Source organism: Conexibacter sp. DBS9H8 (assembly GCF_023330685.1).
In the GTDB taxonomy this organism is placed as follows: Bacteria; Actinomycetota; Thermoleophilia; order Solirubrobacterales; family Solirubrobacteraceae; genus Palsa-465.
The window spans coordinates 636,087-659,691 of the sequence record NZ_CP097128.1 but is presented as its reverse complement, the minus strand read 5'-3'; the positions used below and the strand labels follow the sequence as shown (position 1 = coordinate 659,691).

The 23,605-nt window shown below is 71.8% G+C and carries 22 protein-coding genes and 1 tRNA gene; 6 read left to right on the top strand and 17 right to left on the bottom strand.

Going from position 1 to position 23,605, the window contains the following annotated elements; genetic code table 11:
• Positions 1 to 52: 52 nt before the first annotated feature.
• The 3 genes from M3M55_RS03170 to M3M55_RS03160 all read left to right on the top strand — a co-directional run bounded on the left by M3M55_RS03170 (position 53) and on the right by M3M55_RS03160 (position 1,931).
• Positions 53 to 1,198 carry a CdaR family transcriptional regulator gene (locus tag M3M55_RS03170; protein ID WP_249011375.1) on the top strand — a complete coding sequence of 382 codons (1,146 nt, stop codon included), beginning with the start codon at positions 53 to 55 and terminating at the stop codon, positions 1,196 to 1,198.
• Between the two features lie 101 nt (positions 1,199 to 1,299).
• Positions 1,300 to 1,536, top strand: coding sequence for a hypothetical protein (locus M3M55_RS03165; RefSeq protein WP_249011374.1), 237 nt, complete (start codon positions 1,300 to 1,302; stop codon positions 1,534 to 1,536).
• Positions 1,533 to 1,931 carry a type II toxin-antitoxin system VapC family toxin gene (locus M3M55_RS03160; protein WP_249011373.1) on the top strand — a complete coding sequence of 133 codons (399 nt, stop codon included), beginning with the start codon at positions 1,533 to 1,535 and terminating at the stop codon, positions 1,929 to 1,931. The genes M3M55_RS03165 and M3M55_RS03160 overlap by 4 nt, the downstream gene beginning before the upstream one ends.
• 399 nt (positions 1,932 to 2,330) lie before the next feature.
• On the opposite strand, the gene M3M55_RS03155 is transcribed toward M3M55_RS03160, so the two are convergent.
• The 5 genes from M3M55_RS03155 to purF all read right to left on the bottom strand — a co-directional run bounded on the left by M3M55_RS03155 (position 2,331) and on the right by purF (position 6,739).
• Positions 2,331 to 2,403, bottom strand: a tRNA-Lys gene (locus M3M55_RS03155).
• Positions 2,404 to 2,513: 110 nt separating this feature from the next.
• Positions 2,514 to 2,921: a Rid family hydrolase gene (locus M3M55_RS03150; RefSeq protein ID WP_249011372.1), complete on the bottom strand. Its 408-nt coding sequence runs from the start codon at positions 2,919 to 2,921 to the stop codon at positions 2,514 to 2,516.
• Positions 2,918 to 4,528, bottom strand: a complete 1,611-nt coding sequence (gene purH, locus M3M55_RS03145; RefSeq protein WP_249011371.1) for a bifunctional phosphoribosylaminoimidazolecarboxamide formyltransferase/IMP cyclohydrolase — start codon at positions 4,526 to 4,528, stop codon at positions 2,918 to 2,920. Before purH ends, M3M55_RS03150 begins: the two co-directional genes overlap by 4 nt.
• A 129-nt stretch (positions 4,529 to 4,657) precedes the next feature.
• Positions 4,658 to 5,269: a phosphoribosylglycinamide formyltransferase gene (purN, locus tag M3M55_RS03140; protein WP_249011370.1), complete on the bottom strand. Its 612-nt coding sequence runs from the start codon at positions 5,267 to 5,269 to the stop codon at positions 4,658 to 4,660.
• A 6-nt stretch (positions 5,270 to 5,275) separates the two neighbouring features.
• A complete protein-coding gene (purF, locus tag M3M55_RS03135; RefSeq protein ID WP_249011369.1) occupies positions 5,276 to 6,739 on the bottom strand; it encodes an amidophosphoribosyltransferase in 1,464 nt (487 codons plus the stop codon).
• Positions 6,740 to 6,976: 237 nt separating this feature from the next.
• On the opposite strand from purF, the gene M3M55_RS03130 reads away from it, so the two are divergent.
• Positions 6,977 to 7,915: a glycosyltransferase family 2 protein gene (locus M3M55_RS03130; RefSeq protein WP_249011368.1), complete on the top strand. Its 939-nt coding sequence runs from the start codon at positions 6,977 to 6,979 to the stop codon at positions 7,913 to 7,915.
• A 46-nt stretch (positions 7,916 to 7,961) separates the two neighbouring features.
• Positions 7,962 to 8,084, top strand: a complete 123-nt coding sequence (locus tag M3M55_RS17400) for a hypothetical protein (protein WP_256469035.1) — start codon at positions 7,962 to 7,964, stop codon at positions 8,082 to 8,084.
• Here M3M55_RS17400 and purL read toward each other — a convergent pair.
• From purL to M3M55_RS03090, 8 genes are read right to left on the bottom strand one after another with little or no spacing between them, the layout of a single operon-like run.
• On the bottom strand, positions 8,081 to 10,258 hold the full coding sequence (gene purL, locus M3M55_RS03125; RefSeq protein ID WP_249011367.1) for a phosphoribosylformylglycinamidine synthase subunit PurL: 2,178 nt from the start codon (positions 10,256 to 10,258) through the stop codon (positions 8,081 to 8,083). The two genes, M3M55_RS17400 and purL, sit on opposite strands and share 4 nt — an antisense overlap.
• A 13-nt stretch (positions 10,259 to 10,271) precedes the next feature.
• A complete protein-coding gene (gene purQ / locus M3M55_RS03120; protein ID WP_249011366.1) occupies positions 10,272 to 10,946 on the bottom strand; it encodes a phosphoribosylformylglycinamidine synthase subunit PurQ in 675 nt (224 codons plus the stop codon).
• Complete coding sequence (gene purS / locus M3M55_RS03115; RefSeq protein ID WP_249011365.1) at positions 10,943 to 11,197, bottom strand: phosphoribosylformylglycinamidine synthase subunit PurS; 255 nt, start codon at positions 11,195 to 11,197, stop codon at positions 10,943 to 10,945. The genes purQ and purS overlap by 4 nt, the downstream gene beginning before the upstream one ends.
• 1 nt (position 11,198) lies before the next feature.
• Complete coding sequence (locus tag M3M55_RS03110) at positions 11,199 to 12,167, bottom strand: phosphoribosylaminoimidazolesuccinocarboxamide synthase (protein WP_249011364.1); 969 nt, start codon at positions 12,165 to 12,167, stop codon at positions 11,199 to 11,201.
• Positions 12,164 to 13,453, bottom strand: coding sequence for an adenylosuccinate lyase (gene purB, locus M3M55_RS03105; protein WP_249011363.1), 1,290 nt, complete (start codon positions 13,451 to 13,453; stop codon positions 12,164 to 12,166). The genes M3M55_RS03110 and purB overlap by 4 nt, the downstream gene beginning before the upstream one ends.
• A gap of 31 nt (positions 13,454 to 13,484) precedes the next feature.
• Complete coding sequence (locus M3M55_RS03100) at positions 13,485 to 14,864, bottom strand: hypothetical protein (RefSeq protein ID WP_249011362.1); 1,380 nt, start codon at positions 14,862 to 14,864, stop codon at positions 13,485 to 13,487.
• Positions 14,865 to 14,875: 11 nt separating this feature from the next.
• Positions 14,876 to 16,198 carry a phosphoribosylamine--glycine ligase gene (gene purD, locus M3M55_RS03095; protein WP_249011361.1) on the bottom strand — a complete coding sequence of 441 codons (1,323 nt, stop codon included), beginning with the start codon at positions 16,196 to 16,198 and terminating at the stop codon, positions 14,876 to 14,878.
• Between the two features lie 50 nt (positions 16,199 to 16,248).
• Positions 16,249 to 16,530: a GYD domain-containing protein gene (locus M3M55_RS03090; RefSeq protein WP_249011360.1), complete on the bottom strand. Its 282-nt coding sequence runs from the start codon at positions 16,528 to 16,530 to the stop codon at positions 16,249 to 16,251.
• A 48-nt stretch (positions 16,531 to 16,578) separates the two neighbouring features.
• Between M3M55_RS03090 and M3M55_RS03085 the strand changes: the two genes are divergently transcribed.
• Positions 16,579 to 17,184 (top strand): hypothetical protein, encoded by a 606-nt coding sequence (locus tag M3M55_RS03085; RefSeq protein ID WP_249011359.1) that lies wholly within the window; start codon positions 16,579 to 16,581, stop codon positions 17,182 to 17,184.
• An 89-nt stretch (positions 17,185 to 17,273) separates the two neighbouring features.
• On the opposite strand, the gene clpB is transcribed toward M3M55_RS03085, so the two are convergent.
• From clpB to M3M55_RS03065, 4 genes are all read right to left on the bottom strand, one after another.
• On the bottom strand, positions 17,274 to 19,838 hold the full coding sequence (gene clpB, locus M3M55_RS03080; protein ID WP_249011358.1) for an ATP-dependent chaperone ClpB: 2,565 nt from the start codon (positions 19,836 to 19,838) through the stop codon (positions 17,274 to 17,276).
• Between the two features lie 78 nt (positions 19,839 to 19,916).
• On the bottom strand, positions 19,917 to 22,019 hold the full coding sequence (locus tag M3M55_RS03075; protein WP_249011357.1) for a hypothetical protein: 2,103 nt from the start codon (positions 22,017 to 22,019) through the stop codon (positions 19,917 to 19,919).
• Positions 22,019 to 22,780, bottom strand: coding sequence for a glycosyltransferase family 2 protein (locus M3M55_RS03070; protein ID WP_249011356.1), 762 nt, complete (start codon positions 22,778 to 22,780; stop codon positions 22,019 to 22,021). Before M3M55_RS03070 ends, M3M55_RS03075 begins: the two co-directional genes overlap by 1 nt.
• Before the next feature lie 25 nt (positions 22,781 to 22,805).
• Positions 22,806 to 23,585 carry a class I SAM-dependent methyltransferase gene (locus M3M55_RS03065; protein WP_249011355.1) on the bottom strand — a complete coding sequence of 260 codons (780 nt, stop codon included), beginning with the start codon at positions 23,583 to 23,585 and terminating at the stop codon, positions 22,806 to 22,808.
• Positions 23,586 to 23,605: the final 20 nt, after the last annotated feature.

The following is a 23,605-nucleotide window of genomic DNA, read 5'->3' as shown; positions in this document are numbered from 1 at the left end:
AAATCCGGGCTTGGAGCACATGATCGACGCAGAATTTCGGCTGTCCCCCACGGTGGCGAGGCAACTGCAGGCGCAGGTGCCGCGGATGGCCGAGCGGGTGCTCGCCGCGATCGTCAGCGAGGTGCCGCTGTATGCGGACCCGTTCCGGGGCGGCTTGGGGGTGAACATCGAAGGTGCCATCCGCGCGGCGCTGGAGGGCTTTCTCGCCCTCGCCGAGAGCTCGGAGGCGACACGGCGCCATCCCGACCGGGAGCGGGTCCACGACGCCGCCTACGCGTTGGGACAGGGTGAGGCCCGCGCGGGCCGGCCGATCGACGCGCTCACCGCCGCCTACGGGGTCGGCGCCCGTGCCGCCTGGCGAGACCTCGGCGGCGCGGCGATCGATGCCGGCCTCTCCTCCACGGAGGTCGCACGGCTCGCTGAGCTCGTCTTCAGCTTCATCAATGACATCTCGGTGCGCAGCATCAACGGTCACGCCGACGCACTCGCCTCCCGCGGCCAGATCCGCCAGCGCCGGCGGGAACGGCTCTGCCTCAAGCTGATCGAGGGCGCGGCCGAGGAGGAGCTCCGCGCCGCCGCAGAGCTCGCCGAGTGGCCGCCCCCGCGACGTCTCTGCGCGCTCCTGCTCGACCAGGAGGACGCTGATGCGCTCATCACCGAGCTCGACCCGGAAACGTTGCGTCCCGGCGAGGACCTTCCCGGCGTCGAGACCGGCCGCACCGTACTGCTCGTTCCCGCGTCGCGGGAGGCTGACCGCGGCGCCCTGAGCGGCGCCCTGATCGGCGCCCTCCACGGTCGTCGGGCCGTCGTCGGACCCGCGACCGCCTGGTCGGCGGTCCGCGCCTCCCACCTGCGCGTGCTCGCCTGCGCCCGGCTGGAGGTTGCCGACAGCCCGGGGCCGGTCGACTCTGAGGCGCACCTACTCGAGCTCGTCCTCGGCGCGGACCCCGCCGCGTTGGCGGACCTGCGCCGGCGCGTCCTCGCCCCGTTGGAGACGGTGAGCGCGACCGCGGCGGAGAAGCTCATCGCCACCCTGCGGGCCTGGCTCCTGCACCAGGGCCGCCGCGACGACGTCGCCCGCGCACTGTTCGTCCACCCCCAGACGGTCCGCTACCGGATGGGGCAGCTGCGCGACCTGTTCGGGGAGGCCCTCAGCGATCCCCGACAGGTCCTCGAGCTCACCGTCGCGCTCGCCTGAGCCGCCCTGCCCAGCTGAGGTGGTCCGTGGTCACACTCCGGACGAGGTCGCAGAGCCGCCACTGCTGGCATATCGGCAGCGATGCAGCTAGAGTACAGGCAATGTCTGTGGCGATCACCGTTCGCAACGTGCCCGACGACGTCCGTGACGAGCTCGCCGCACGGGCCGCACGGGCCGGCAAGTCGCTGCAGGAGTACCTGCGAGCGATGCTGGTCGACGCAGCCGAACGCCCACCGGTCGGCGATGTCATCGCCCGGGCCCGGGCGAGGGTCGACGCGACCGGGGCGTGCGTGGAAGCGGGTGCGATCCTCGCAGCCCTTGACGCCGACCGACGGTGACCCGACGAGTCGTCTGCGATGCCTCGGCGATTGTCGCCGTGCTGCTGGACAGTGGGCCGGATGGTCGCTGGGCGACAAGCGCATTGAGTGATGCAGACCTGCTGGCGCCGAGCCTGATCAGCTTCGAGGCTGCCAATGTCTTGCGCCGCCATGAGTTAGCCGGCCTGGTCAGCCCAGACCAGACGGCGCAAGCCCACGTCGATCTGCTCGACCTCACGATCGAGCTGTGGCCTCATGAGCTGCTCGCGAAGCGGGCATGGGAGCTGCGGCACAACCTCTCGATCTACGACGCCAGCTACGTCGCCCTCGCGGAAGCCACCAACACCGCCCTCGTGACGCTGGACAAGCGCATCGCCGGCGCCCCCGGACTGCGATGCGCCGTCACCACCCCGTGAGCACCCCGAAGGCTGAGCTCTCGGACCGCCTCGGCAAGCCCAACAGGCTGCGGCGGTCCGAGACCTCCTCGACGTACTGAAAGACCGAGCTGCGCGGCGGCTCATGGGTGGCGTAGGCCCGCCGCCGCAGGTGCTCCGTCTCCAGGCTGTTCATTCCTGATCTCGCCGCGAAGATCAAGGGCGGCCACACGATCAGGACGCAGCTCAACCCCCGGGCGGTACTCCGCACGCTGCTAGCCCGCTTCAAAACGCTCCCAACCACACTGACGGTCAGACTGCTCTCCCACGGCCACCACAGCACACTCCTGAACAGAACAGAAACGATCAAACACTAACGCCCAAAGCCCCCCAGACAGACCCCAACCACCCACTCCCCCGAGCGCCTCCAGAGCCCCTCAGTGCCGCCGGTCGGGCTCGAACCGACGCGCTTCGGATTAAAAGTCCGCTGCTCTACCGACTGAGCTACGGCGGCGTGGCCTCACATGATGACGCACCCGCACCCGCACCCGCACCCGCACCCGCACCCGCACCCGCACCCGCACCCGCACCCGCACCCGCATCCCGCGGGAGCAGCCGGCGGGCTCAGGCGGCGGGAGGGCCCACCGGGGCGTAGGCGGTCGCCTCGATCTCGACGAGCATCCGCGGGTCGATCAGGGCGGCGACACCGACGAGGGTGAGGAGCGGTCGAATCTCGCCAAAACACTCGGAGAAGGCGCGGCCGACCTCATCTGCGCGAGTGACGTCGGTGACGTAGGCACGGGTGGAGATGACGTCTTCGGGCCGGGCACCGAGTCGCGCGAGCTCGCGGGTGAGCTTGGCGAGGATCTCGACCGCCTGCTCATAGGGGGTGACCCCGATGACGAAACCGAGCGGGTCAACGGACGTCGTGCCGCCAACCATGATGAGGTCGCCGGCCCGCACGACCCGGCTGAATCCGTAGCGCTCCTCATAGGGTGAGGGGGGTTCCCCACCGAGGCGGTCGACGGTCAATGCCGGAGGTGCCTTCGGCCGGTGAAGACCATCACGGCGCCCGCCCGGTCGACCTCCTCGACCATGCCGAGGTCGGCGTCGATGCCACCGGGTTGAATGATCGCCTCACAGCCCGCCGCGAGCAGCGGAGCGAGCGCGTCGAGGCCGCCGATCGGCGCATCCGCGGCGACGGCGGCACCGGAGGGGACCCGCGGAGATCCGTCCTCCCCGGTCGCGAGCGCGGCGAGGGCGAGCGCGACCGCGTTGCCCTGACTCGCCTGGCCGGCACCGATTGCGAGCGTCGCTCCAGCGGTTGCGATCACGATCGCGTGGGAGCGCACGTGCTTGGCAACCGTCCAGGCGAAGCTGAGCGCCGCCCACTCGGCGTCTGTCGGGCGGCGCTGGGAGACGACGTGCATCACGTCGGGAGTCTCCATCTCAACGTCGCGGTCCTGAACGAGCAGGCCGCCGCGAACCTGCCGGGTGGCGATCTCCAGATGCAGCGCCGGGACCCGGCGCTCCTGGTTCTCGAGAACCCGTAGCCCGGGGGCGGCGAGCAGCCGCTCCAGCGCCGAGTCGTCATAGCCGTGGGCGAAGACGAGCTCGACGCCGGCGAGGTCGAGCGCGGAGGCGAGCTCGGCGTCGACGTGACCGTTGAAGCCGAGCATGCCGCCGGGCGGCGCCACAGATCGGACCATCGCGTAGGCGTCGACGAGGGTCGGCGCCGTGGCGACCGCGCAGGGCAGATCCTCACTGACGGCGACGCAGACCGGGCCGCTGAACTCCTCCAGCAGGGTCCGGGCGGTGTCGAGGTCGCGGAGGTTTGCGTGGCTGAGTGCGCTCCCGCCACGCTGAGCGACCATCGACAGCAGATGGGTTCGCGAGCCGACCTGGCTGTAGTAGGCGGCTCGCTGGTGGGGGTTCTCCCCGTGCGGAAGCTCGAGCGACTTCTCAAAGGCGCGGATGATCTGGGTGGGGAACGTCGCGTTCTCACGCTCCTGGAACCAGCGGGTGATCGCCACGTCATACCGGGCGGTGTAGGCGAACGCCTCGGCGGCAAGGGTCCGGCGCGTGTCGAGGGAGAGGCGGCGCTCACCCGCACGGAGCTCCTCCAGGATCGCGTCATAGGCCTCCGGACTCGTCACCGGGGCGCTGAAGGCGAAGTTCTTAGCGGCGGCACGGATCATCGTCGGACCGCCGATGTCGATGTTCTCGATCACCTCAGCGTCCGCCACTCCGCGAATCGCAGCGGTCCGTTCAAACGGGTAGAGGTTGACCGCGACGAGATCGACCGGCTCGACGTCATGCTCGACCGCGGCGGAGACGTGCTCGGGGTTGGAGCGGACCGCGAGCAGGCTCGCGTACAGGCGGGGGTTGAGTGTCTTCACGCGCCCGTCCATGATCTCGGGGAACCCGGTGAGATCGGTGATCGAGCGGACGGGGATGCCGGCGGCCGCGATCGCGGTCGCCGTTCCGCCGGTGGAGACGACCTCGATGCCGAGGTCGGCGAGGCCGCGGGCGAACTCGACGATCCCGGTCTTGTTGGAGACCGACAGGAGAGCCCGCGTGATCTGAACCTCACCGGGTTCGGCGGAGGCGAGCCGGTCACGGGTGGAAGACGTACTCATACAGCGGCGACTCTACCGGCCCACCGCCGGCGCCGGGCCGACTGGACGGGCCCCCGGCGCGAGCTCCGCTCGCGCCCGCGGCCTCCGAGCCCGATCAGCCCGGTGAGCGCCGCCGGCCACTCCGCACGGTCACTGCTCGAGCACGACCCGGCGCGGGTGCGCCGGGTCCCGGCGCACCCGCCCGTCCGCGAAGGCGCGCACCGCCGCGGGCAGCAGCGCGTGCTCGATCGGCGCGAGCGCGGCCTGGACCTCAGCCCGGGTACGGGCCTCGGGCAGGGCGACCGTCTGTTGGAGCAGGATCGCGCCCGAATCGACTCCGGCGTCAACGAGGTGGACGGTCACCCCGAACACCTTGACCCCGTAGTCGAGGGCCTGCCCGACCGCGTCGAGCCCTGGGAACGCGGGCAGCAGAGCGGGGTGGACGTTGATCACCCGGTCCGGGAAGGCGCCGAGGAACGCCGGCGAGACGAGCTGCATGTAGCCGGCGAGGACGACGAGCTCGGCACCAGCCTCAGTCAGCCATCCGGCCATCGCGCGGTCGCGGGCCGCACGGTCACCGCCATGCTCGGCCCGGGGGAACACGCGACTGGGAATGCCGGCGGCGGCAGCCCGGGCGAGCGCGGGCGCCTCCGGCCGGTCAGACGCGACCGCAACGATCGCCAGTCCGTCACGGCCGTGCAGCTGGTCGATGAGCGCCTGGAGGTTCGTGCCGGCGCCGGAGGCGAGGACCGCGACGTTCACGGAACGCTACCGGAGCACCGGCAGCTCGACGGCCTCGAGCGCGAACTTTCCGGTCGCCTCCTCCGTCCCCGGCAGCGGATAGCTGCCGGTGAAGCAGGCATCACAGTGGTGGGCGGCGTCCCCGCCGACAGCCTCATACACCCCGGCGAGGGAGAGGTAGTGCAACGAGTCGGCGCCGAGGAGCTCGGCCACGTCGGCGACGCTGCGGTTGTGGGCGACCATCTCCTCGCGGGTCGACATGTCGATCCCGTAGTGGCAGGGATGTTTGATCGGTGGGCTGGAGATGCGCAGGTGGATCTCCGCCGCGCCGGCATCCCGCAGCATCGCGACGATCTGCGGCATCGTGTTGCCGCGCACGATCGAGTCGTCGACGACGACCAGGCGCCGACCGGCGACGACCTCGGGGAGCGGGTTGAACTTGAGGCGCAGGCCGTTGCGACGCAGCTGCTGTCCCGGCTGGATGAACGTGCGCGCAACGTAGCGGTTCTTGATGAAGCCGTCGTCCTGGGGAAGGTTGGCGGCACGCGCGAGGCCACGGGCGGCGGCGTTTCCCGAGTCGGGGATGGCGATCACGAGATCCGCGTCGACCGGCGCCTCGCGCCAGAGGATCTCCCCCATCCGGCCACGGGTCGTCTGCAGCCGCTGGCCGGACATCCGCGAGTCCGGGCGGGCGAAGTAGATGTACTCGAACAGGCAGAACGCACGCCGTCCGGCCCCGTTGACGATTCGGGAGCGAAGTCCGCGCCGGTCGAGAACGACCATCTCCCCCGGCTCGACATCCCGCACGAAGCGGGCACCGAGCAGGTCAAAGGCGCAGGTCTCCGACGCCACGCAGTAGATCGGCTGCCCACCGTCGACGTCGATCACCCCGATCGACAGCGGGCGCAGACCGTGCGGGTCACGGAAGGCGACGACACGGTCATCGGTCATCAGGACGGTCGAGAAGGCGCCCTGCAGGCGGGGCATCACCTCCGTCACGGCGTCCTCGATGTCCTCGGCGCGGCTGCGGGAGAGCAGCGCGGCGATGATCTCCGAGTCCGAAGTCGAGCGGAAGGCGACCCGGTCGCCCCGCAGCTCGGAGTGGAGCTCGACCGCATTGATCAGATTGCCGTTGTGGGCGAGCGCGAGCGCGCGCCGGTCGTCGCGGATGATCGGCTGGGTGTTCTCCCAGTGGGAGGAGCCCGTCGTCGAATAACGGACATGGCCGATCGCGAGGTTGCCGACGAGGGAACGGAGCACGTGCTCAGCCTTGAAGACCTGGGAGACGAGCCCCTGCTCACGGAAGGCGACGATCTGGCCGTGCTCGGGCGCCGTGGCGATCCCGGCGGACTCCTGGCCGCGATGCTGAAGGGCATAGAGACCGAAGTAGGTGAGCCGGGCGACGTCGACGTCCTGGCCCTCGGGGGCGTAGATGCCGAAGACACCGCACTCGTCGCGCGGTCCATCGCGGTGATCATCAGGGGGGCGCATGGGGGGGCTCGCACGCCGGCGGACGACGGCGGCTACCCTATGAGGCTATCAGCGGCCCACGGCAGCGCCCGGACAGCGGGGCGGGTGCGGAAAACTACGGATTGAGGTTGCGGGCCGGTCCACCGAGGCCTGTGGCGGACCCGCGAAAGAAATGACGTGGTTCCCCGTGGGAGCGAACACTCCGTTTTCTGATCATTTGGTCATCAGGCAACCGCCTTGGCAGACAGGGGATCGACCATGACCACCACCTTCGCCCGCACCCACCCGCACCGAGGACGGACCACGAACCCGACCGTGAGCGTCGTGGTACCCGCCCTCAACGAGGAGGAGTCGATCGGCTGGGTGATCGACAACATCCCCGGCTGGGTGTCGGAGGTCGTACTCGTCGACGGGCTCTCCATCGACGGCACCGAACTCGTCGTCAGCGATCACCGGCCTGACGTCGTCGTCGTCCACCAACACGCGCGCGGCAAGGGCGCCGCCCTCCGGGCCGGGTTCGCGGCCGCATCCGGCGACATCATTGTCATGATCGACGCGGACGGATCAACGGATCCGCGAGAGATGGGCCGGTTCGTCGACGCGCTCGTTGACGGCGCCGACTTCGTCAAGGGCTCGCGCAATCTCAGCGGCGGCGGGTCGATCGACTTCACCCTCCTGCGCCACCTTGGCAACCTCGGGTTCGTGTGGGCAGCCAATCTCCTCTTCGGGACCCGCTTCTCGGACCTCTGCTACGGCTACTGTGCCTTCTGGCGGTCCGACCTGGACCGCCTCGCGCTCACCGCGGACGGCTTTGAGATTGAGATGGAGCTGATCTGCTCGGCGATCAAGGCGGGACTGGTGATCGCCGAAGTGCCCTCGATGGAGCTCGAGCGCCGAGCCGGCGAGTCGAACCTCAACGCCTGGAAGGACGGCAAGCGGGTCCTCAAGACGCTGCTCACGGAGCGGACCACGCCACTGGAGCGTCGTGATCACAGCCGTGGGGCGCTCATGATCGTCGCGACCGCGAAGCCCGCCCACGGCAGTACGGCATGGCGGCCGGCCGGTTCGCCCGCCGCCGCACTCGAGATCGACGAGACGACCGAACTGATGACCGTGCTCGTCGCCCACAACGCGAACGTGACCCCCGAGCTCCTGCCGGCCCGCGTCACCCAGACGGTCGGCGCCCTCAGCGCCTGATCAGGCGCACCGGCCGCCGGCGGGCCGTCAGACTTCAACGTCCCCCATGAAGATGCTGGTGGCGGGCCCGCACGGGCCCGCCACCGACATTTCCGGGGTGCACGCCCGCGCGACCGCCGTTCCCTCACCCCCGGGGGCGACCGATACGGTCGCCGGCCACACGCACTAGCCCGGCCCGACCCCCTCGCCGAGGGCGACGGCGAGCGAGCCGACGTGGGCGGCCGTGAGCTCACTGAGGTCGAGCTCGAGCAGCCCTGCGATCACCAACCGCTCCCTGCCGACGGTGCCGAGCACCGCCAGCCCATCCCGGCCGCTGAGCTGCGCCGCCGGCCCGGAGACGATGAACGCGGTCCCGAGGTCCTCACCGAAGGGGTCGAGGCCGTCGGGCAGGGTGACCTCCGCGCCGACGCCGCCTGCGAGAACGCACTCGGCGAGCGCGGTGGCGATGCCGCCCTCCGCGATGTCGTGGGCACTGTGGAAGACCCCCGAGCGGACCCCGTCGCGGATGAGGGCGTGGGTCGCCGCGAGCCCGCCGAGGTCCTTGGTCGGCAGTTCGCCCTCCGGGGCGAGCCCGTGGAGCTTGGCGATCTCCGAGCCGTCCCGGGAGGGGTGGAAGCGGCCGGCGAGAGCGATGACGTCACCGGCCTGAAGGAACCCGGTCCGACCCGCCCGCTCGGGGTCCGGCAGCAGGCCGACCATGCCGACGACCGGGGTCGGCAGGATCGGGCCGTCCGGTGACTCGTTGTAGAGGCTGACGTTGCCTCCGACGACGGGAACGCCGAGGGTCTCACAGGCGCCGGCGAGCCCGTCGACGGCTTCTGCGAGCTGCCAGGCGACGTGCGGCTTCTCCGGGTTGCCGAAGTTGAGGCAGTTGGTCAGCCCGAGGGGCTCGGCACCGGCACAGGCGAGGTTGGCCGCACACTCATAGACCGCCTCGGCGGCCCCGGCCCGCGGATTGACCGCGACCCGGCGGCCGTTGCCGTCGATCGCGACGGCGATCGCGGCGCCGTTGTCGAGGACGAGGACGGCGCTGTCGCCCTCCGCGGGCCGGCGCACCGTGCGCGAGCCGACGACCGGGTCGTACTGGGTGAAGACGGGGGCACGCGAGGCGAGGTTCGCGCAGGCGAGCAGGGCCAGCAGGGTCTCCCCGGCGCTCGCTGACGGGTCGAGTCGTCGCGCCGGGGCCGGATAGAGCCCGCGCGGTGGCGCCTCGGGGGCGAGGTCATAGCGTGGACAGTCGTCGACGAGCAGGGAGACGGGCAGCTCGCCGACGACCCGGCCGTGGCGAAGGACGCGGAAGGCGCCGACCCCGCCGGCCGGCTCGGTCACCTGTCCGATCGGGGTGGCGAGCACCTCCCAGCGCTCACACACCTCGAGGACGGCGGCGACCCGGGCGGGCTCGACGACACACAGCATCCGCTCCTGGGATTCGGAGACCATGATCTCGAACGGCTCCATGTCCGTTTCGCGGAGGGGGACCGAGGCGACGTCGATGTCGATGCCGACGCCGCCCTTGGCCGCCATCTCAGAGGCGGCGCTCGTCAGCCCGGCCGCGCCGAGGTCCTGGAGGGATGCGAGCAGCCCCAGGTCGAGCAGCTCCAGGCAGCACTCGAGCAGCTTCTTCTCCGCGAACGGGTCCCCGATCTGGACGGTCGGGCGCTTGGCGTCCTCGCCGCCGGACAGCTCGGCGCTCGCGAGCACGGAGGCACCGCCGATCCCGTCCCGGCCGGTGAGCGCCCCGAGCAGGACGAGCGAGTTGGACACCCCGACGGCGGCGCTCGAGGTGAGGCGCTCGTGGGGTGCGAGCCCGACGGCCATCACGTTGATCAGGCAGTTCTGCTCATACTCGGCCTCGAAGTAGATCTCCCCCCCGACCGTCGGCACGCCGATCGAGTTGCCGTAGTGGCCGATCCCGGCGACCGCGCGCTCGAGCAGGTAGCGCGACCGGGCCGAGTCGGCGATCTCACCGAAGCGCAGCGAGTCGAGCAGCGCGATCGGCCGCGCCCCGAGCGCGAACACGTCACGGAGGATCCCGCCGACCCCGGTGGCCGCGCCCTGGAAGGGCTCGACCGCGGACGGGTGGTTGTGGGACTCGACCTTGAAGGCGACGGCGAGGCCGCCGCCGACGTCGACGGCGCCGGCGTTCTCCCCCGGGCCGACGAGCACGTGAGGCCCGTCCGTCGGAAGCCTGCCCAGAAGTCGGCGCGAGTGCTTGTAGGCGCAGTGCTCGGACCACATCAGGCTCAGCATCGCCAGCTCGACGGGGCCCGGCTCGCGGCCGAGCCCGGCGAGGATGAGCGCGTACTCGTGGTCGCTGAGACCGAGTTCGGTGTGGGTGGCCATGGTCGTGATCGCCTCAGCCGGCCGGGGTGGCAGGGGTCGACGCGGACGCCCGAAGGTGGGCGGCGATGGAGGCGAAGATCGTCAGACCGTCCGCGGAACCGCCACAGAGCGGGTCGACGGCATGCTCGGGGTGGGGCATCAGGCCGAGCACGTTCCCGGCCGCGTTGCGGACCCCGGCGATGTCGTCCTGGGACCCGTTCGGATTCTCCCCGGGGGCGTACTTGAACACGACGTCGACCGGGTCGGGGCTGTAGTAGCGCCCGGTCGTGTGCTTGACCGGGACCGACAGGGTGAGCGGGCAGGCGTTGGTGAAGGCGCACTCGGGATCGACGACCGAGAGGCGCACCTGGCGAAAGAGGAAGCGCAGTGACGGGTTGGGCAGAAGCGCGCCGGGCAGCAGCCCCGCCTCACAGAGGATCTGGAAGCCGTTGCAGATGCCGAGCACGATCCCGCCCGCCGCGGCGAACTCGGTCACCGACTCCATCACCGGGGCGAAGCGAGCGATCGCCCCGGTGCGGAGATAGTCCCCGTAGGAGAACCCTCCGGGGACGATCACCGCGTCGACACCGCGCAGGTCGCGGTCGTGGTGGGGGAGGATCTCCGCCTCCACCCCGTCGAGGCGGCCGACGGCGCCGGCGGCATCGCGCTCGTCACAGGTGCCGGGGAAGCGCAGGATCCCGAACTTCACGCCGACGGCTCTCCGGCGGAAGCGGACGCAAGCTCGATGACCTCGTACTCCTCGATCAGCGGGTTGGCGAGCAGCCGCTCACACATCCCCGCCACCTCGGCGATGTCCTCGACGTCGAGCTCGATCAGTCGGCCGACGTGGACGTTGGCGGCGCCCGTGAACCCGAGTTGGGGCAGCGCCCGCTCGACCGCCTGGCCCTGCGGGTCGAGGATGCCCGCCTTGGGGCGGATGAGAACACGGGCGCGCGGCACGTCAGGCCTCCGGGGAGTCGGGGTGATTGAAACGGTCAGGGACGACGCTTGCGGTCTCGGCACCCGGGGCGCCGAGACCGACGCGCGCCGGATCGGCGCGCGTGGCGGTGAGCCAGTCCGAGAACGGCGTGTCGGTGAGCCGCACCCACGCCTCCTGATAACGGGCTGCGGTCGCCGCGACGATGTCAGCGGGGATCGCCGGGGCGGGCGGGCGCTTGTCCCAGCCGGTGGCGGTCGCCCAGTCGCGCACGTACTGCTTGTCGAAGCTTGCCTGGGGGCGGCCTGGCGCGTACTCGGCGGCGGGCCAGAACCGGCTCGAGTCGGGGGTGCAGACCTCATCGGCGAGGGTGAGCACTCCGTCGGCGTCGAGGCCGAACTCGAACTTCGTGTCGGCGAGGATGATCCCGCGCTGCGCGGCGTGTCCGGCCGCGAGGCGGTAGAGCTCCAGTGCCCGCTCGCGCAGCTGCGCGGCGAGGTCCGCAGAGCCGATCAGCGCGGCCGCAGCGCCGAAGTCGATCGCCTCATCGTGACCGGCGGCCGCCTTCGTCGACGGGGTGAAGATCGGTTCGGGCAGGCGGTCGGACTCCTCCATCCCGGCCGGCAGCGCGATTCCCGACACCTGGCCGGTGGCCTGATAGTCACGCCAGCCGCTGCCGCTGAGGTAGCCGCGCACGACCGCTTCGACGGGCAGCATCGCCAGCTTCTTGACGACCATCGCCCGGCCGCGAACCGCGTCGGGCACCCCGTCGAGAACCGACAGGAGATGGTGGGGCACGATCGCGCCGGCCCGCTCGAGCCAGAAGGCGGTGAGGCCGGTCAGCACCGCGCCCTTGCCCGGGATCGGGGTCGGGTGGACGACGTCATAGGTGGAGATGCGGTCGGTGGCGACGAGCAGCAGCCGGTCGGACAGGTCATAGACGTCGCGTACCTTGCCCGCGCTGAGGAGGGGCAGGTCGCTGAGCGCGCTCACGGCACGATCCTATCGAGGCGCCCGACGATCTCCTGGGCGTAACGGACATACGGGGCGTAGGAGAAGATCGCGTCGAGGTCGAGGCCCTCACAGGCCGGCCCGCCCTCTCCGTCGGCCAGCAGCGTGCGCAGATGGACGCGGGTGTCGAAGGCGCGCTGGGTGAGGGCCTGGGTGATCCGGTAGGCCTCATCGCGGCTGAGCCCGCGGGTTTCCACGAGGGTGAGCAGCAGCCGCTGGGAGAAGATCGCGCCGTGGGTGAGCTCGAGGTTCTCCGCCATCGCCGCCGGGTTGATCTCGAGGCCGCGGATGAGCCTGAGCATCCGCCGCTGCATGTGGTCGAACAGGGTCGTCGCGTCCGGGAGGATGATCCGCTCGACGCTCGAGTGGGAGATGTCGCGCTCGTGCCACAGCGCGACGTTCTCCAGGGCCGCGGTCGCGTCGGCCCGGAGGACGCGGGCGAGCCCTGTGATCTGCTCGGCGGCGATCGGGTTGCGCTTGTGCGGCATCGCCGAGGAGCCCTTCTGGCCGGGCCGGAACGGCTCACGCGCCTCCGACAGCTCGGTGCGGGCGAGGTGGCGGATCTCGGTGGCGAGGCGCTCGAGGCCGGTGCCGGCGAGGGCGATCGCCTCGAGCAGCGCGGCGTGCCGATCCCGCGGGACGACCTGGGTGGAGACCGGCTCGGCGGTGAGACCGAGCCGGGCGAGTACCCGGGCCTCAAAGGCCGGGGAGGTCGCGGCGTAGGTGCCGACGGCGCCCGACAGGGCGCCGACCGCCACCTCCGCGAAGGCCCGCTCGAGCCGCTCGAGGTTGCGGTGGGCCTCGAAGGCGAACCCGGCGAGCTTGATCCCGAAGCTCGTCGGCTCGGCGTGGATGCCGTGGGTACGCCCGACACAGAGGGTGTCGACGTGGGCGCGGGCCTGTTCGGCGAGGGCGGTGACGAGGGCCCGGGCGTCGGGCAGGATCAGCTCCCCGGCGGCCCGCAGCTGCAGGGCGAGGCCCGTGTCGAGCACGTCAGAGGAGGTGAGCCCGTAGTGGATCCAGCGGCCGGCCGGGCCGGCGGAGGCGGCGAGCACGTCGACGAGCGCGGCCGTGTCGTGGTCGGTGACGCGCTCGCGCTCGAGCACCGCCTCCACGGTGAAGCTGGCCGCCCGGATCGCGACCATCTCCGCATCCGTCGGGCCGTCCATCTCCTCACAGGCGGCGACCTCAACCTGGCGGATCGCCTCAAAGCGGGCGTGATCGGACCACAGGTCGCCGAATTCCGGGCGGGTGTAGCGAGCGATCATCGGCCCCGAGCTTAGAAGGCGCTCGGGGCCCTCAGCCGACGCTCACTCGCGCGGTTGTGCGGGTCAGCTCGGCGAGGCGCGAACCGAGCGGGTAGATGACGGTGTCGACGAGACTGAACTGCCGGGCCCGGACGAGCACCCGCCGGACCGGGGCGCTCAGCTGGGCGGTGAGGGTCTCCCGGGCGCCGGCCGGGAGACTGAAGTGGGCAAACAGCAGCGACAGCCGACCGTGAGGCCCGCCGTACTGGGGAGTGAACGGCGCCTGAGTGAGAATGAGGACGTCTCCGTGGCAGCTCCCCGCCTCAGGGAGGCAGCTGACCGTCGCACTCACCCGGCCGGCCGCGGTGATCCCCGGCGGGCCGATCAGGGAGGCGGGGGCGGCGACCCGGAAGGTGCGGGTCACCCGGGTGACCCGGTTGACGACGTTGGCCTGGCCGATCGCGACGGTGTAGATCCCAAGCGCGAGAGTCCGCCGCCAGCGCAGCGACCAGCTCGTCGCGGTCCGGGCGACGACGGCCCGGCCGATCGGGCGGCCGGCAGCGCGGCGGCCCCTGTAGAGGGTGACGGTGACGTGCGGGCTGTCACCGTAGGCAGCACCGGCGCTGCCGGAGAAACGGACCGCGCTCTGGGGTTCGCTCGCTCCCGGCCTGGGAGTGGTGAGCCTCAGCACCGCATGTGCGGTGGTGATGGCGAAGGTGACCGGCCGGCTGAAGTTCGGCCCGGAGGCGAGCTGCTGGCCGGCGACCGCCGTGTAGGTGCCGACCGCGAGACCGGGGCGCACCTGCACGCTGAAGCTGCCGTCGGCCGCGACGGTGCCCGGCAGCATCGCCAGTGGCGTCGAGTCGGTGCCCGAACCGGACCAGAGGATGATGTCGACGCTCTGCCCGGCTCCGGGTTGGGTCGACGCGGTGCCGGTGAGGGTCGGCGCAGGCGTCGTGATCGGCGCCGGCGGGGCGGTGAGGGTCACCTGTGGCGGGGCGCTGAAGATCTGGAAGGTGACCGGCGCGCTCGTCGCGAGACCGCTGCTCGTGGCGGTCTCGGACGCCGTCGCGGTGTAGGTGCCGTCGGGGAGGCCGACGGCGGTCACCGTGTAGGCGCCCGAATGCACGTCGGCGCTGAGCACCTCGACGGGCAGCGCGCCGGCGCTGGTGCCTGCGTAGACGTCAACGGTGACCTGACCGGAGGCGGCCGGAGCGTTCTGCGCAGCCCCGGCGAAGGTCGGCTGGGCGTCGATGATCAGGCCGCCGTTTGCGGGGGTGGTGAGCGTCACCGGATCCGACGCGCTCGCCGACCCCGACCCGGCGGCCCGCGACCCGGCGGCGGCGGCCGGTGGCCGCGCGAGGCCGGAGCCGGCGAGAAGGCCGAGCAGCGCGAGCGAGACGAGCCAGAGAGAGGCGGACCGGCGGCGCATCTCGCGGCAGGCTAGCGGGCGACCGAGCCGGTCGACCCGGTTGGCGGCCCGGCTGGACCGTGGCCGCTCGACGCGGCCGCGGCGGCGATGTCGGTTCGCATCTGCGCCCCGGGAAAGCTGACGGCCGCCGCGCCGGCGTAGGCGAGCGTGCGCGCGGCGGCGAGATCGTCCCCGAGGGCGGTGAGATTGAGCACTCGGCCGCCGTCGGTGAGCACGCTCCCGTCCGCCTCGCGGCGGGTGCCCGCGTGGGTGAGATGCACCCCGTCAGGGAGCGCGTCGAGCCCGTCGATCACCACCGGCGGACCGCCCGACTCCGGGTAGCCGGCGGAGGCGAGGACGACGGTGACGGCGGGACGGGGATCCCACTCGAGGCTCACCCCCGCCAGCCCGCCGGGGACCGACGCGGCGAGCATCAGCTCGAGCAGGTCGCTGCGCAGCCGCGGCAGGATCGCCTGGGTCTCCGGGTCGCCGAAGCGGACGTTGAACTCGATCACCTGCGGGCCGTCGGCGGTCAGCATCAGCCCGGCGTAGAGGAGTCCGTGGAATGGGCTGCCACGGCGGGCGAGTTCGTCGAGGACGGGCTGGTGCACGCGCGCGCAGATCGACGCGGCCGCGGCCGCGTCGATCCGTCCCAGCGGCGAGTAGGCGCCCATCCCGCCGGTGTTGGGACCCGCGTCCCCGTCCCCGATCCGCTTGTAGTCCTGAGCGGAGGCGAGCGGCAGCGCCGAGACCCCGTCACAGAGGGCGAACAGCGAACACTCCTCCCCCTCGAGGTACTCCTCGACGACGACCCGCGTCGTGCCGAAGCGGTGCTCGATCAGGAAGCTCTCCAGCGCCGCCCGCGCCTCGGCGGCATCGCCGGCGATGACGACCCCCTTGCCGGCGGCGAGCCCATCGGCCTTGATCACCGCCGGGAACCGGTCACCGATCGCCGCGAGCCCGGCGGCGACGGTCTCGACGACGGTGTGAGCGCCCGTCGGGACCCCGGCGGCGGCGAGCACGTCCTTGCAGAACGCCTTGGAGCCCTCGAGGCGAGCAGCCGCGGCGGTCGGTCCGAAGCAGGCGATCCCGGCCGCCGCCAGCGCGTCGACGACCCCGTTGGCGAGCGGCGCCTCCGGCCCGATCACGACGAGCTCGGCCTCGAGTTCGCCGGCGAGGGTGACGATCCCCGGCACGTCGGCGGCGGGCACCGGATGGACGGTGGCGATCCCCGCGATCCCCGGGTTGCCGGGCGCGGCGTGCAGCTGGGGCCGCCGCGGGGAGCGAGCGAGGGCGTCAAGGATCGCGTGCTCACGGCCGCCGGAGCCGACCACGAGCACGACCGGGCCGCTCACGGGCAGCGGGTTCGCCGCACGCGGCGGGTCGAGGCGGCTCTCACCGGCGGTCAGAGGAGGGAGATGAAGGCATCGATGGGGACAGCCGGCAGCGTCTCATAGCGACCGGTGCCGCGGGCGCTCAGCTCAACCGAGACACGCATGATCGTCGCCTCATCCGGGGCCTCGATCACGTTGACGAAGTCACAGCGACCCATGGTCGCCCATTGGGCGATGACCTTCGCCCCGAGCTGTTCGACCTCACGGTTGACCTCTTTGATCCGGTCCGGGTTGTTGCGCAGCGTCTGCACGCCCTCGGGGGTGAGGGTGGTGAGCATGATGTAGGTGGGCACGGTGCCTCCTCTCCGTCGACGGGTGGCTCACTTGTACCATTTCCGGCCGTGCTGCACGTGACGGTCTCCCCCGCCCCCGGCCCACGGCTCGCCGTTCTGCACGCCTGCGAGCTCGTCGGAGACCGGGTCAACCTGAGCGGCAGCGGCTTTGCCCCGGACGCACCCTTCGACCTCGCCATCGACGGCGTCGACTTCGGCCAGAGCCTGACCGCCAGGACCGGCGACTTCTTCACCGCCGTCCTCCCCGGAGGCCTGCCCGCCGGGGTCGCCCAGAGCGCCGACACGGCAACGGCAACGGACGGATCGGTGACCGCGAGTGCGCAGTTCACGGTCACCCGCCCCACGGGAGCGCTGTTCACCGCCGGTGCCGGGTCCTCCCCGCGCCGCCGCGTCACGTTCGAGGCCTGGGATTTCGCTCCGTCCGGCCCGGAGGTCCGCCTCTACCTGCACTACCTCGCCCCGTCCGGTCGGGCGGCCGCCACCGTCGCGCTCGGGGAGAGCCGGGGCCAGTGCGGTGCCCTGATCGCGCCGGGCCGGCCGCTGTTTCCCTTCCGGCCCACGTCCGGCACCTGGACGCTGCTGATCGACACCGTCGCCGGGCCGACGGACCGACCGCCCGGACGGGTCGCCCGGCTGCGCGTCAGCGTCGGCTAGGGAGCACCGCAGCCGGCGCGAGGATTCGCAGGGCCGGTGCGCCGTGGGCTGTGAGTGGTCCACGGTGGACCACTCACAGCAGGGGCCGCTCACAGTGACGCGGGCACCCCGGCGCGCGCGAGGACGATCTCGCCGTCGGCGGCGGTCACCTCGACGTGGTCACCAGGCCGGAAGCGGCCCTCGAGGATCGCCAGGGCGAGCGGATCCACGAGCCGCTTCTGGATCACCCGCTTGAGCGGCCGGGCGCCGTAGATCGGGTCATAGCCGAGGTTGCCCAGCAGCGTCGCGGCGTCCGCGTCGAGGGTGAGGGTGATCTCCCGCGCCTCGGCGACGCGGCGGATCACCCGGTCGACCTGGAGCTCGACGATCTCGGCAATCTGGTCGCGGCGCAGCGGAGCGAACTCGACGATGTCGTCGAGGCGGTTGATGAACTCGGGCCGGAAGTGACCCTCCGCCCCAGCCCGGCCGCCCGGGATGTTCGAGGTCATGATCAGCACGGTGTTCTTGAACGACACGGTGCGTCCCTGGCCGTCGGTGAGGCGGCCGTCGTCGAGGACCTGCAGGAGCGTGTTGAACACGTCCGGATGGGCCTTCTCGACCTCGTCGAGGAGGATCACGCTGTAGGGGCGCCGCCGCACCGCCTCGGTGAGCTGGCCGCCCTCGTCGTAGCCGACATATCCGGGCGGGGCGCCGATCAGGCGGCTGACGGCGTGCTTCTCCATGTACTCGGACATGTCGATGCGGACCATCGCGTCCTGGGTGTCGAACATGAACTCCGCGAGCGCCCGGGCGAGCTCGGTCTTGCCGACCCCGGTCGGCCCGAGAAACAGGAACGAGCCGATCGGGCGGTCCGGGTCCTGCAGGCCCGCCCGGGAGCGGCGCAGCGCAGAGGCGACCGCGTCGACGGCCTCGTCCTGGCCGATCACCCGGCGGTGGAGGCGCTCCTCCATGTGGACGAGCTTCTCGATCTCCCCCTCAAGCAGGCGGCTGACCGGCACGCCCGTCCACTTGGCGACGATCTCCGCAACGTCCTCGGCGTCAACGTAGTCCTTGAGGTACTTCGAGCCGCTCGCGGTCGCCGCCTCCTCGGCGTCCTCGGCCGCCCCGAGCGCCTTCTCCAGTTCGGGGATCGTCCCGTAGCGCAGCTCGGCGGCGCGAGCGAGATCCCCGGCCCGCTGGGCCTTCTCGAGCTCGATCCGGGCGTTGTCGAGCTGCTCACGCAGCGTCTGGGCGGCCCCGATCGTCTCCTTCTCACGCTGCCACTCGGCGGTCATCGCCCCCGACCGCTCCCGCTCCTCGGCGAGCAGGCGCTCGAGCTGCTCGCGGCGCGCGACCGTTCCCGGGTCGGCGTCGTCCTTGAGCGACTCGAGCTCGATCTCCAGCTGCATGATGTGGCGATCGACCTCATCGATCTCGGTCGGCTTGGAGTCGTTCTCCATCCGGATCCGGCTCGCCGCCTCATCGACGAGGTCGATCGCCTTGTCAGGGAGGAAGCGGTCGGCGATATAGCGGTCCGACAGCGTCGCGGCGGCGACGAGGGCGGAGTCCTGGATCTTGACGTTGTGGTGGAGCTGGTAGCGGTCCTTGAGCCCGCGGAGGATCGCGATCGTGTCCTCGACGGTCGGCTCGCCGACGTACACGGTCTGGAAGCGACGCTCGAGCGCGGGGTCCTTCTCAATGTGCTTGCGGTACTCGTCGAGGGTGGTCGCCCCGACGGCGCGCAGCTCCCCGCGGGCGAGCATCGGCTTGAGCATGTTGCCGGCGTCCATCGCCCCCTCTCCGCCGCCGGCGCCGACGATCGTGTGCAGCTCGTCGATGAACAGGATGATGCTGCCCCGCGCCTGGGTGACCTCCTTGAGGACCGCCTTGAGCCGGTCCTCGAACTCGCCCCGGTACTTGGCACCAGCGACCATCGCGGCGATGTCGAGGGCGATCACGCGCCGGTCCCGCAGGCTCTCGGGAACGTCCCCGGAGACGATCCGCTGGGCGAGCCCCTCGACGATCGCCGTCTTGCCGACGCCGGGCTCGCCGATCAGCACCGGGTTGTTCTTCGTCCGCCGGCTCAGCACCTGGATCACGCGGCGGATCTCCTCGTCGCGGCCGATCACCGGGTCAAGCCGCCCCTGGGCGGCCGCCTCGGTCAGGTCCTGCCCGTACTTCTGCAGCGACTGGAAGGTGTCCTCGGGGTTCTGGCCGGTCACCTGCTGGCCGTTGCGCACCTCGAGGACGGCCCGGGCGAGCGGGTCGTGCCCGGCGCCGACGGAGCGCAGGACGTCCCCGGCCGTCGATGGGTCGGCGGCAAGGGCAAGCAGAAGATGGTCGGTCGAGATGTAGCTGTCGCCGAGCTGGCGCATCTCCTGCTCGGCGGCGCCGAGGACGCGGATCAGGTCACTGGAGCCGCCGGTCGGCTCACCGCCGGACGCCTGGGCGCTGAGGCGGGGCAGACGGTCCAGCGCGGGAGCGAGCGTCGCAGAGACCGCGGCGGGGTCGACCCCGAGCTTGCGCAGGACGGGGATGACGATGCCGTCGGCCTGGTCGAGCAGGGCGGCGAGCAGGTGCTCGGGGGTCGTCTGGGGGTTCTGGCGCTGGGAGGCGAGCGCCTGGGCGGCGCTGAGGGCCTCCTGTGCCTTGATCGTGAAGCGGTCGGGGTGCATGGGGGATCCTCGGGTCGGGCGGGTCCGGCAGGGTCGGTTAACCTCAGCTGGACAAAATCTTAGTCGTTCTGACTGAGATTATGACAGGTTGGCGAGGGTCTGCCAAGGCGCGTAGACGGCGTACTGGCCGTCATCGAAGGCGGGCGGGCGGCGGGCGAGGCACGCCTCGGCGCTCCCGTAGGGGGCGATCCGCGCGAGGATGCCGCTGCGGGCCGCCGGCGGGGTGATCGCGAGCACGATCCAGTGCCGGCGTCCAATCGCCGCGACACGCGCACAGCTCGCATCGACCGGGATCAGCGAGAGCCGGTGCTGGAGCCGGTCCCCGGCGAGGGGAGCGAGGCCGGTCTTGGTCGTCGCGACCGGGGCGTCGGTGGCCGTGTAAGCCGGCTGGGTGTCGAGGAAGGCGCTCACCGCCGTCGCGAAGTCGGTGCTGACGGCCGCGTGGCGGAGGCTGAAGTGGCGGGAGCCGACCGTGAGTCCGACCGTGAACAGCGCAGCGAGCGCCACTCCGGTGAGCAGGGAGAACACGACCGGGACGGGGCGGGGCGCGGGCCCGGGCGCCGGTTGGGAGTCGGCGTCCGGGCGGGCGAGGCGGGCAGACGACGAGCGGCCCCTCACGCGGGCGCGGGCGCGGGCGCCGAGGACGACGCTGAGCAGCAATCCGGTCCCGAGCCCCGGCCACAGCCAGCCGTCGAAGGCCAGGCTGAAGTGGGCGGGAAGGTCCGAGCTGAGATCCCAGACGAGTGCGCCGGCGAGCACGAGCCGCGCGAGCCAGGCGATCGGCGGCCGGGGGTCGGCGGCGGCGAGGGCGAGGGCGAGGGTGCCGGCGGCGATGACGGGGAACAGGTACCGCAGCGTCGAGCCGACGACGGCGACGAGCACGCCCCCATGGCGGGGCAGGCCCGTGACCGGGCCGAGGGCGTACTCGAGTGCCCCGAGGATCACGATCAGGCCGGCGGCGCCGATCCGCACGTAGCGGCGTGGCAGGTGCAGGCGTCGGAGGCCCGCGAGCAGTCCGAGGGCGGCGAGAAACCCGGCGAGGATCAGCGGCACCGACCCCGACAGGGCCGCGACGTAGGCGCCGAGATGGTCGAACAGCGTCGGGCCAAGGCTGGCGAGCAGCGGCGTGTGCAGGTAGGCGATGATCGCCGGCTCGGGGGCTCCGCCCGGAAAGGAGGAGAACGGCCACAGCGGCGAGCCGTGCTGGACCCAGTTGCGCAGGTACCAGATCGCGCCCGTGGCCAGGGCGAGCAGGACGGCCGCGACGAGCGGGCGCCAGGACCGGGCGAGCTCGCGGCGTTGGCGAACCGCGGCGACGAGGAGGATGCCGACGCTGTAGGTGAGCACCGTCGTCTTGGTGCCGAGCGCGAGACCGGCACAGACGACGGCCGCCGCGAGGAGGCCGGGGTGCCGGCGCGCCGCCAGCGCGAGGGCGACGGTGCAGACCATCCACGCGGTCGCCTCCAGGTCGGTGCCCGGCTGCACCCACGCCTGAGTGATCAGCGGAACGAGCGCGAGCGCGGCAAGCGCGAGGACGCGCAGCCCGGCGGGGACCTCCAGCTCGGCGAGCGTGAGCCAGCCGGCGCCGAGCAGCAGGCCGACGTTGGCGACCGTCAGCACGAGCGCGGGCGCGAACCCGTGGGCGATGCCGGTCGCCCAGGCGAGCAGGACCTCCTCGGTGATCGGATAGTTGCCGACCGGCAGCCCGTAGAAGAGGGACTGCACCGCCCCGGTGTGCCCGGACTGGACGAAACCGATCACCTCCGGCAGGTGGTAGGTGACCGCGTCCTGGCCGAGGACCGGCCGGTGCAGTTGGATGAGCAGGACGGCGGCGAGGCCGCCGCCCGCGGCGCCGAGCCCAAGGCGGGCCGGCCAGCTCGCTGCCGCCCACGATGTGGCCGCCTCACTGAGGAGGCCGACCCCGGGACGGGGCGTGAGTACCACCGTCACCGCCGCGGTGAGGACCGCAGCGAGGGTGAGCGCGACCGGGCTGCCACCGAGGCCGGCAAGGCCGAGGCCGAGCGCCTCGGCGACGGCGCCGGCCGCGGCGAGGGCGACGGCCGCGATGACGCGGGGCAGGCCGGCCGGTGCGAGGCCGGAGGCGATCCGCAGCGCGGCCACGCCGAGGCCGAGACTCGCGAGCACGAGCAGCGCGCTGTCGGCCAGCGTGGTGGCGACCATCAGGGCTGGAATTTGCGCGAGGGCCAGATGCGGTGGCGGTGGAGCACGAGTCGCACCCCGATCCACAGCGTCTTGAGGCCGTAGACGATCGAGGGCCGGAGCGAGATCGAAGAGGCGTCGGCGAAGTAGCGGGAGTTGGCCGGAACCTCGGTGATCCGCAGGCCGAAGGCCGAGGCCTGCATCAGCACCTCGGAGTCGAAGACGAAGTCGATCGAGTTGCGCAAGAACGGGATCGTCAGCAGAAAGTCACGGGAGTAGGCGCGGTAGCCGGTGTGCAACTCGGTCGCGTGAATGCCCATCAACCGGTTCTCGATCGCCGTCAGCGTCCGGTTGGCGAGGTATTTGTACAGCGGCATCCCGCCCGCCCGCGCCGCGCCCGGTTCGGCGAGCCGGGAGCCGAGGACCATGTCCGCCTCCCCGGCGAGGATCGGCGCGATCAGGTCGGGGATGAGCGCGGGCTCGTACTGCCCGTCCGGGTGCAGCATCACGACGACATCCGCGCCACGGCGCAGCGCCTCGAGGTAGCAGGTCTTCTGGTTGCCGCCGTAACCGACGTTGTGGGGATGCCAGATGAAGTGGAGCGGCAGCGACCGCGCAACGTCCGCGGTCGCGTCGGTCGAGTTGTCGTCGACGAGGATCACCTCGCTCACCACCTCCCGCGGGATCGCGTGAAAGGTCCGCTCGAGCGTCCGCGCGGCGTTCATCGCCGGCATCACGACGATCACGTTCGCCGAGGCAGTCGCTGGGGGGGTGTCAGTCATCGGCGCCTCACTCCGGGGCGGGAGGCTAGAGGACTTCGGGCGAGCGATCACAGACGGCGACGAGATCGAGCGCGCTCGCGAGGGTCCGGTCATCCCCGGCGCGGAGGGTGAAGTCCTCGGGGGTGATCGCCTCGGCCCCAGGGAGCGCGAGCGCCCGGCTACGCGAGAGCCGCCAGTCATAGAGGCGCTGGCGCAGGCCGCGCGGGATCCGCCGGCGCAGGCCGAGCGGGTCGAGGGCGAGGAGCCGGTCGAGCTCGGCGTGCTCGGTGTCGACGAGGCACAGGTAGCGCTGGGACCCGAACAGGCCCGACAGCGACACCCGGTCAAACGGGGCACAGAGGGCGCGCAGGGCCGCAGCGTCGAACTCGATGTAGTGGTAGGGGTCGATGATCTCGTCGGGCCGGCCGAAGGTGAGCCGGTTGGGGGTGACGAAGATCGCCCGGCCGCCGGGCACGAGCACGCGACGAACCTCGGCGATCACCCGTTCGGGGTCGGGGACGTGCTCGATCGAGTGGACCGAGAAGACCGAGCTGAAGCTTCCGTCGGGGAACGGGAGGGCGCGCATGTCCGCGACGACGGTGTCGCGCTCCTGTCCGGCGAGCACTTCGGCGGCGATGTCGGTGCCGACCGTCTCCCGTGGGGCGAGCTCACGGTAGGAGTGGCCGGTCCCGCAACCGAGGTCGAGCACCCGGCCGGGGCCGAGCAGCGCCCCGGCGAGCCGGTAGGCGGCGACGTGACGCTGGTAGGTCGGGTTGAACCCGCCCGCGGAGGTGACGACCCGCTCGCCGGTCACCGTCTCAGGCATCCTCGGCCACCCCGATCACC